This window comes from Burkholderia sp. A2, assembly GCF_001729305.1.
Taxonomy (GTDB): Bacteria; Pseudomonadota; Gammaproteobacteria; order Burkholderiales; family Burkholderiaceae; genus Burkholderia; species Burkholderia sola.
Window position 1 is genome coordinate 1 of the sequence record NZ_LZXX01000130.1, and the last position, 9,143, is coordinate 9,143.

The window sequence follows — 9,143 nt, forward strand, 5'->3', positions numbered from 1 at the left end:
CCGGGCCGCGCGCTCGCGGTGTTCGCAAGCGTGCGTCACGTGGCCGATGCCGTGCGCGACTACCCCGGACGCGTCGCCATCGCCGCGGACAACGCACCGGAGAGCGTGCTGGTGTCGGGCGACCCCGACGCAATCGAGTCGATCGAGCGGCTGTTCGCGTCGCGCGGTATCGCGACGAAGGCGTTGGCGGTATCGCGTGCATTCCATTCGCCGCTGATGGAGCCGATGCTCGTCGAATTCGGCGCCGTCGCGGCGAGCGTGCGGTATCGCGCGCCTGCGATTCCGATCGTGTCCAACGTGACGGGCCGGTTCGAGGTCGAACGCCTGTGCGATCCCGCGTATTGGGTCGAACATGTCCGGGCCACGGTGGCGTTCCGCGCGGGTGTCGACACCCTGCTCGACGACAGGGTGACGACGGTCATCGAGATCGGGCCTGGCAAGACGCTTTCGATCCTCGTCACCGCATGCATGGCGGAGCGGACGGATCATGGCAACGTGATTGCGCTGCCGTCGATGAACCATGACGGGCGCGAGACCGAGCAGTTGTTGCGTGCATTGGCACATGTCTATATGTGCGGCCGTCGTGTCGACTGGCATGCATACGAGCGCTCCCGAACCGGTGCGCCGATGCGGCAAGCCGCGCGCCGCGGCGTGCTGCCGCCGTATCCGCTCGAAGCGCGGCGTTACTGGGTGAATGCGCGGGAGCCGGCACAAAGGGCGAACGTGCTGACGAGCGCAACCAGCGCGCGTCGGACCGCCGGTCGTGGCGTGCTGGGCCGGCGTCTCGCGATTCCGGCATTGGATCACCTTCGCTACGAGAGCGAGGTATCCGATCGGCATCTGCCGTTTCTGGGCGGACACCGCGTGCACGGGCAACTCGTTTTCCCGGCGGCAGGATTCGTCGAGGCGCTGCTCGATGCCGCATCGCGGCGCGATGGCGGCGACGCGGAATCCGCGAACGGCCGCTGCCTCGTCGCGCATGCAGTGTCGTTCGATAACGCGCTCACGCTGGAGCCCGGCAGCGCGGTCACGTTCGGCACGGTCGTGCACGCGGGAGACGCCTCGCGTCCGGGAGAAGAAGGCGCACGGATCGACATTCACGCCTGTCACGACACGGCTGCTTCCAAACCCGAATGGACGCTGCAGTGCGCCGCGCGGATCGGGACGGTACACGGTGTTCCCGACGCGCCGGCACTCGACGAATGGCGCGCGCAATGCAGCGACGCGTTGCCGGTCGACGGTTTCTACGAGCGCTTGCAGGCAACGGGCCTCGAATACGGCGGCACGTTTCGCTCGATTCGCGTGCTGTCGCGGGGCGGCGACGTGGCGCTGGCCCGAATCGAAATGGAGCCGGACGGCACGGATGACCTCGTCCGCATCGTTCATCCGGCGCTGCTCGACAACGCGTTTCAGACCGTCGCGGGCGCACTGTGGGATGCGGAGCTGAACACCGCCTTCGTGCCGATCGGCATCGAACGGATCGCTTGCATGCCGATGCGCGGCGTGCGTGCGGCGTGGTGCGCGGTGCGGGCGCGGGTGAAGCGCAGCCTTGCTACCGCGGATCTCTGGTTATACGACGACGCGGGCGGCTGCGTCGCCGTCGTCTCCGGATTGCGGCTGATGGCCGTCGATCCTAGCCGATTTCAGCGGGTCACGCCGCCTGTCGCACTGAATACGCTCGTCTGGCGCCCGCTTGCGGCCACACATGAAGCGACCGACGCACGCGCGAACTTCGTGCTGATCGGCAACGGTTCCGTGACGGACGCGATGCTGGCGCACGCATGTGAAGACACGGGCAACGCGTGTGTGCGCGCGGCGCTGCCGGTGGACGACCTGTTCGACGACGATGCAGGTACCCGTCGCATTCGTGCTGCGTTCGACAACGACGCCCTCGCCGGCCCGAATGCACGACGTACCGTGCTGCTCTACGTGTGGCCGTCGATAGACGACGCGGAATCAAAAGACGAACTCGCCGCGGTTGGCGCAGCTTACCGGCGCTTCGCGAACATCTGGCGCGAAGTGCAGTCGATCCGCTGGCCGCAGGGCATGCCGACCGTCTGCATCGTGACCCAGGCGGCGCAGCGCGTGCCTGGTATCGACGTGCGCGTGTCGCCGTTTCAGGCGGCCGCCTGGGGCGTCGCCCGCAGCCTGATGCACGAGAGCGGCGACATTCCGGTGTGTGTGGTCGATCTGCCGGCGCTCGATGCGACGTCTTGCGCGAGCGCGCTGACCGCACTGGCGGGCACCGCGGCGACCGGCGAGACGCAGTTCGTGTCGCATGGCGACACCGTATACGTCCCGCGGCTCGTCGCACGCGACGCCGGCGCGGCGCAATCGCTGGCGCACGGCGCCTATCTGGTGACGGGCGGGCGCGGTGCAATCGGTACGCGGGTGATCGAGCAGCTGATCCGGAATGGCGTGCCGAAGATCGTGTCCGCCAGCCGCCAGGTGCCGGTCGACAGCGAACGCGCACGCCTGGCATCGATCGCCGATGCGCACGGCACGATCGTCGAATTCGTGGCGGCCGATGTCGCGTCCGCCGCCGACATCGACGCGCTCGTCCATGCGCTCGAAGCGGATTCCGCGCATCCGCTCGTGGGCGTCCTGCATGCGGCGGGCACGCTTGACGACGGCCTGCTCGCGACCCAGCCGATGACCGACGTATTGAAGGTGCTCGCGCCGAAGGTCGCGGGAACGTTGAATCTGCATCGTGCGACCGCGCATCTGCCGCTGCGGCACTTCGTGTCGTTTTCGTCGATCGTGGCCTGCATCGGCTCTCCGGGCCAATGCGCATACGCCGCCGCGAACGCCTATGTGGACGCGCTGACGGCGTTGCGCAACCAGGACGGCTTGCCCGGGCACACGATGAACTGGGGCCTGTGGGGCGGCAACGGGATGGTCGATCAGCTCGACGCGCGGCAACTGCGCCGCATCGCATCGTTCGGTCTCAAGCCGATCGAGCCGGACGTCGCACTGCGCGTGTTCGACACGCTGGTCGCCGAACCGGACGGGCAGACCCAGATCTGGAACGTGGAAGTCGATACGCTGATCAAGCGCAGCCCGAGCCGGGCGATGGCGGCGCTGTTGTCGGAACTCGTGCCGTCAGCGCCGCCAGCGAATCGCCCGGCCGGTACCGGCCCTGGTTTGCGTGAGCGCATCGCGGGGTTGCCGGACGACGAGCGCATGCAATTGCTGCGTGGACACCTGATCGACGCAATCGCCGCGACCCTGCATACGTCGAGCGAACGGATCGCGCCGGATATCCCGCTGATCGAGCTCGGGCTCGATTCGCTGATGGCCGCGGAATTCCGCAATGCATTGCGCAGCGAGCTGGGCGTCGATATTCCGTTCGGGCGATTGCTCGAAGGCGCGACCGTCGACGACGTCGTGCGCACGATCATGGCGACGCTCGACCGCAGCGAGTCGCGGGCGCCCGACGGAACACCGCCATCGCGCGCCGCGGACCGGATCGACGTGGTGTCAGGAGAAGCGACGTTCGGCGTCGAAATGGAAGGAGGAGAGCTGTGAGCTCGATCGAATTCATCAACGAACTGGCGGGGCGCGGAATCGAGCTCTGGACCCAGGACGGCAAGTTGCAATACAAGGCGCCGAAGGGCGCGGTGACACCTTCGCTCGTCGAAGAGCTGAAGACCCACAAGGCGACGCTCATCGCACTGCTCGAGCAATTTGCGGGAACGGCAGGCACCTACCCGCTCTCGTTCGCGCAGAAATCGCTTTGGTCGCTGCATCAGCTCAATCCCGACAGTGCGGCGTACAACGTGACGTACGCGACGCGTATCGACGACGATGTCGACATACCCACGCTGCGCCGCTGCGTCGATTACCTGATCGCACGCCACCCGATCCTGCGCACCGCGTACCGCGTGATCGATGGCGAGCCGCGTCAGCAGGTAGGGTCGCAAGCGCGCGCCCGGTTCTCGGTCGATCGCGTGTTCGCGGCTGACGAAGCCGCGATCCGCCGGTGGATCGATGAAGAGTCGAATCGCCCGTTCGACCTGACGCAATCGCCGATCCGGCTCAAGGTACTGTTGAACGAGCGGGAGGGCGCCGACGCGATTCGCGCGGTGCTGCTGTTGAACGTCCACCACATCGCCGCCGACTTCTGGTCGCTCGAGATCCTGCTCAACGAGCTTCGCACGCTCTACCGTCTCGCCTGCGCTGGCGAGACGCTGAAGTTGCCGCCTCTGCCGGTGCAGTACAAGGATTGCGTCGAACACGAGCGCGCACGGCTCGACGGCGCGGACGGCGAGCATCTCGCGGCGTTCTGGCGGCGCGAGCTGGCACACGGATTTCCGGTGTTGAGCCTGGCGACCGACCGGGTGCGCCCGCCGCGCAAAACCGAGCATGGCCGCGTGTACGACCGGTCGCTCGGCGCGACGCTATCGCAGCAGGTGCGTGATACGGCCCGGCTGCTGCGCGTGACCCCGTACATGCTGCTGCTCGCGGTCTATCAATTGCATCTTCACCTTCACACCGGGCAGGCGCGCTTGATGATCGGCGCACCGACGTCCGGGCGCAATGCGCCGGGCAGCGAGCGCGTGGTCGGTCATTTCGTGAACACGGTCGTGCTCGCGTGCGAAGTCTGGCCGGACGATTCGTTCGACGATCTGCTGCGGCGCACGCGTGAAATGATGCTGCGCGTGCTCGATCATCAGGATTATCCGTTCCCGTTGCTGGTCGATGCGCTGCGACCGGCGCGCGATCCGAGCCGGTCGCCGATCTACCAGGTGATGTACAACTGGAACCAGGCGCGAGGCGATTTCGCCGCCGAAGGCGGGACCGGTGTGCCGTTCTATCGTGAGCGTCTCGCCGCATCGAGCACCGGTACGCGTGGCGCGACACACGACCTGACGCTCAACGTACAGGATCTCGGCGACGAATATCTGACCGCCTGGACGTTCAATACGGATCTGTTCGACGACGAAACGATCGAGCGATTCGCGAGCCAGTATGCGCATCTCGTCGAGCAGGTGGTGGCTGACACCAGCCGTTCTCTGCACCAGTACACACTCGCGACGGCACCGATCGACGATGCGCGAAGCCGCATTGCCGCGGCCGACGCATTCGTGCACCGCGCGTCCCATGCCGAATCCGAGATGCAGCGGGATGTCTCGCGCGTGGTCTGGCAATTCGACCATCGCGCGATCGGCGACGGCGAGGTCCGCGACGCGGTTCGCGCCGTCCGCGCGCAACTGGATGCCATCGGGATCGGTGCCGGAAAACGTGTCGAACTCCGACTGCAAAGTGTCGCCGAGCGCGCGGTCGCGTTGCTCGCGATCCGCGCCGTCGGCGCGTGCTATACGGTGTCGGGCGACACGGCCGACGCAGTGTGCCGCGGTCGCAGCGACGGTTGGTCCGGCTGGGAGATCGACGCGATTGACGTCGTGCGTGCGCACGATGTCGCCGCGCGCAACGACGGCGTTGCGGCCGGCAAGGTGTCGGCGGTCGAGCCGCTGCTCGACTATGTCGGTCAATTGCTCCATCTCGACGCCAACACAACGGCGCTCGTTCCGCACGGCGCGCATGACTGGCTGTCGGCAGCGGCACTCGCCCAGGTCGTGCTCGTCGGCGGCACGGCTCGCCTGTCCGAGCAAGCCGCCATCTGCGCGCTCGCTTCCGGCGACCCGGCGATCGCGACCATCGCGTACGCGGAACTCGACCGATTGCTCGCGGACGGCCCGTCGCTCCTCCTGCCGTGCCTTCTGTTGCAACGTGCCGATGTCGCCGGCATGGGGCGGGCACGCGCGCTTGTCGCGTACGGCGAGCATCCGCACACGTTGAAGTCGTTCGCCGCGGCCAACCGGATACCCGCTGCGGCGTACTTCGTCCCGGTGCAGCGCGCGGACACCGGTTCGGCGCTGTGTGCGTTCACGGCCGGGCCGGACGGCTGGCCATTGCTGGCGCCGTCGTATCCGGGACGCGTTGCGTTCGCACTCGGATCGTCCGGAACTTTCGCCGACGATCGTCAGGGCGGAGAACTGCATTTCTTCGACGGCGCGTCGATCCGCGCGTCGGGTGCGGGAGCTGCACTCGAAACCGCCCCCCCGGACAGAACGCTGATACCCACCGGCGTGTCGGTCGTCCGCCGTGGCGGCGACCTGCTGTGCGCGGATCCTTCGTCACGGGTCGCGCGTCACCGACCCGTGCCGATCGAGATCGGCACGGTCGAGCAGGCCATCTCCGCGATTCCCGGTGTGGCCGCCGTTGCCTGTGCGTGCGTCGTTCGGGAGTCGCAGGAAATGCTGGTTGCCTATCTCGTCGCGGACGACGGTCACGTGGATGCGCATGCACTCGAAAACGCCGTTCGTTCGGCACTGAAGCATGCGTTGCCGGACGCGATGCACCCCGACGCGATCATGGTGCTCGACCGGCTGCCGCTCGACGCGAGCGGCGCACTCGACGCAGGCGGGCTCCCGCTGCCACGCGCAAGCGAGCGGGCCGACCGTCGCGCGTCGACCGACGTCGAACGCAAACTCGCCGCGATCTGGGCCGACGTCCTCGGCCAGCCGTCGGTCGGCGTCGATCAGGATTTCTTTGAATTGGGCGGCGATTCGATTCTCGCCGCGGTCATCGTATCGCGGGCCGCGCTCGACGGCATGTATTTGAAGCCGCAGGACATCTTCCTGCATACGACCGTGGCGAGCCTGTCGACGGTGGTGCGCGAGACGCCGGGTCTCGATGTCGATCAAGGGCCGGTGCAGGGCGAGGCGGTGCTCGGTCCGGCGGCGCAATGGTTCGTCGAGCGCGTCGACGTCGATCGTTCGCACTTCAACCAGGCGCTGCTCGTTCCGCTCGGCGAGACGCCCGATGCGAGCATCATGACCGAGGCGATCCGCGTCGTCATGCGTCATCACGACGTGCTGCGCTCCCGTTTCGTCGCGCATGGCGACGGAATGCGGCACGTGTTTGCCGGCGACGGCGGTTCCGACGCCGTCGATTTTGCGATCGTCCCGTGTATCGACTCGGCCGGCCGGCATTGCGAACGCATGTGGCGTGACGCGATCGACGCCGCACAGAGCAGCCTCGACCTCGAGGGCGGCCGGCTCATGGCGGTCAGGTGGCTCGAGAGCACCAGCGTGTCGAGCAGCCGGCTGTTGATCGTCGTTCACCATATGGCGATCGATGGTGTGTCCTGGAGCATCCTGCTGCAGGATCTGGCCGATTGCTATCTGCGGTTGCGCGCCCGCACGGCAGCGGCGTTGCCGCTGAAGACGAGCTCCGTGAAGGCTTGGGTCGACCAGTGGCTCGCGCTGGCGCAGGGCGACGCGCTCGACGACGATCGTCTCTACTGGCGCAACGTGAACGCACGGGTGCGCGACGTGCTGGGCGGGCCGAAACGGGTGGCGCTGATGCGTCACGGGCTGACCTCGATCGTCCAGCATGCTTATCAGGAATCGTCGCTCAGTTGCGCGATCACGCTCGATGCGGATCTGACGCACGCGTTTCGAACCACGGCGCCGCGTGCCTATGGCACCGACGCGAACGACCTGCTCGTCGCCGCGTTGCACGCGGGCTTCCATGCATGGAGCGGCAGCGATGCGTTGCTGGTGGACGTCGAGGGGCACGGCCGGGACGCGCTCGGCGACGCGATCGACCTGAGCCGCACGGTCGGCTGGTTCACGTCGATCTATCCGGTCTTGATCGACACGCCGGTCACCGCCGCGGATCCGTCGGCGCTCATCAAGTCGGTCAAGGCCCGACTGCGCGAGGTGCCGCGCAAGGGCGCGAGCTATGGCGTTCTGCGCTATCTCGACGCGACATCGCAGGCCGGCGCCGACGCGCTGACGTCGTTTCCGCGCGCACCGATCCTGTTTACCTATCTCGGTCAACTGGAGCAATTGTCGGGGCCGTCGTCGCCGCTGTACGGCGGGCCGCCCGAACCGGCGCCGGGCATCCGCAGCCCCCGCCAGCGGCGCACGCACCTGTTGGACGTCGTCGCGTACGTGTCGCGCGGCAGGCTGACCGTGGAGTCCAGCTTCTTCGGGGTGCCGGGCGTCGACGAAAGCATCGGCTGCCTCATGTGCCGCGTCGAAGAGGCGCTGACGATGCTGATTCGTCATTGCAGCGCCGACGGGGTGGGCGGTCTGACACCCGACGACGTTCCTCAACTCGATGTCGATCAGGACGCGCTTGACGCGCTGCTGGAAGAAATCGACGCACTCGAGCGCTGAACGCGACGGCGCGCGATACCGCGCGTTCGTCGAGCATGACCGCACCAGGAATCCAGGATGACCCGAAACGTCGACACCATTTACCCGCTCACGCCTCTGCAGCGAGGCATGCTTCACCATTCGCGACTCGATCCAGCCTCCGGCATCTACGTCGAGCAATTTTCCTGCGTGTTGCATGGCCCGCTCGATCTCGAGCGATTCCGCGGCGCGTGGGAAGCGGTCGTGCATCGCCACGACACACTCAAGACGCTGTTCATTCGCCTGCACGAAGAGAATCCGCTGCAGGTCGTTCGGCATACGGTCGGATTGCCGTTTGAGGTGATCGACTGGCGCGAGCGAGCGGCCGACGAGCAAGCCGATCGATTCGAACATCTGCTGGCGAGCGACCGTGCACGCGGCTTCGATTTCAGCGTCGCGCCGTTGATGCGCGTCACGCTGATCCAGCTCGGTCACGAGCGCCACCGGTTCCTGTGGACCTATCACCACGCGATCCTCGACGGCTGGTCGATGCCATTGCTGCTCGGCGAGGTTTTTCAGCGTTATTCCCGCCCGGATGCCCTGCTTCCCGCAATCGCGCGGGACTATCGCGACTACGTCGCGTGGCTGCGCACACGCGATGGCGACAGTTCGCTCGACTATTGGCGCGATCTGTTGCGCGGCTATCGCAGGCCGGCAGGATTCGCGCCGTCGGTATGTCCTTCGCCGGCGAACGATGCCGCAGGCGGCGCCGACACGCGCCGCACGTTGTCGGTTCGAGCCGAGACGATGCCGGCCGGATGGATGGAAACGGCCAGCCGCGCATGCCGCGTCGCCCGGGTGACGCTCAATACGCTGTGCCAGGGTGCATGGGCGGTGCTGCTTGCGCGCTACGGCGGTTGCACCGACGTCGTCGGCGGCATCGTCGTATCGGGACGTGCGGCAGAAGTGGACGGCATCGAACGCATGGCCGGC

General features: G+C 67.1%; 3 protein-coding genes. All 3 read left to right on the forward strand.

From position 1 onward, the window contains the following. Positions 1–39: 39 nt before the first annotated feature. Positions 40–3,528, forward strand: coding sequence for an SDR family NAD(P)-dependent oxidoreductase (locus A9Z05_RS29835; protein WP_218077830.1), 3,489 nt, complete (start codon positions 40–42; stop codon positions 3,526–3,528). Then, positions 3,525–8,192, forward strand: coding sequence for a condensation domain-containing protein (locus A9Z05_RS29840; RefSeq protein WP_069621240.1), 4,668 nt, complete (start codon positions 3,525–3,527; stop codon positions 8,190–8,192). The genes A9Z05_RS29835 and A9Z05_RS29840 overlap by 4 nt, the downstream gene beginning before the upstream one ends. Before the next feature lie 57 nt (positions 8,193–8,249). Continuing rightward, positions 8,250–9,143 (forward strand): condensation domain-containing protein (locus tag A9Z05_RS29845; RefSeq protein ID WP_256122125.1); only part of this gene is annotated, 894 nt, incomplete at its 3' end.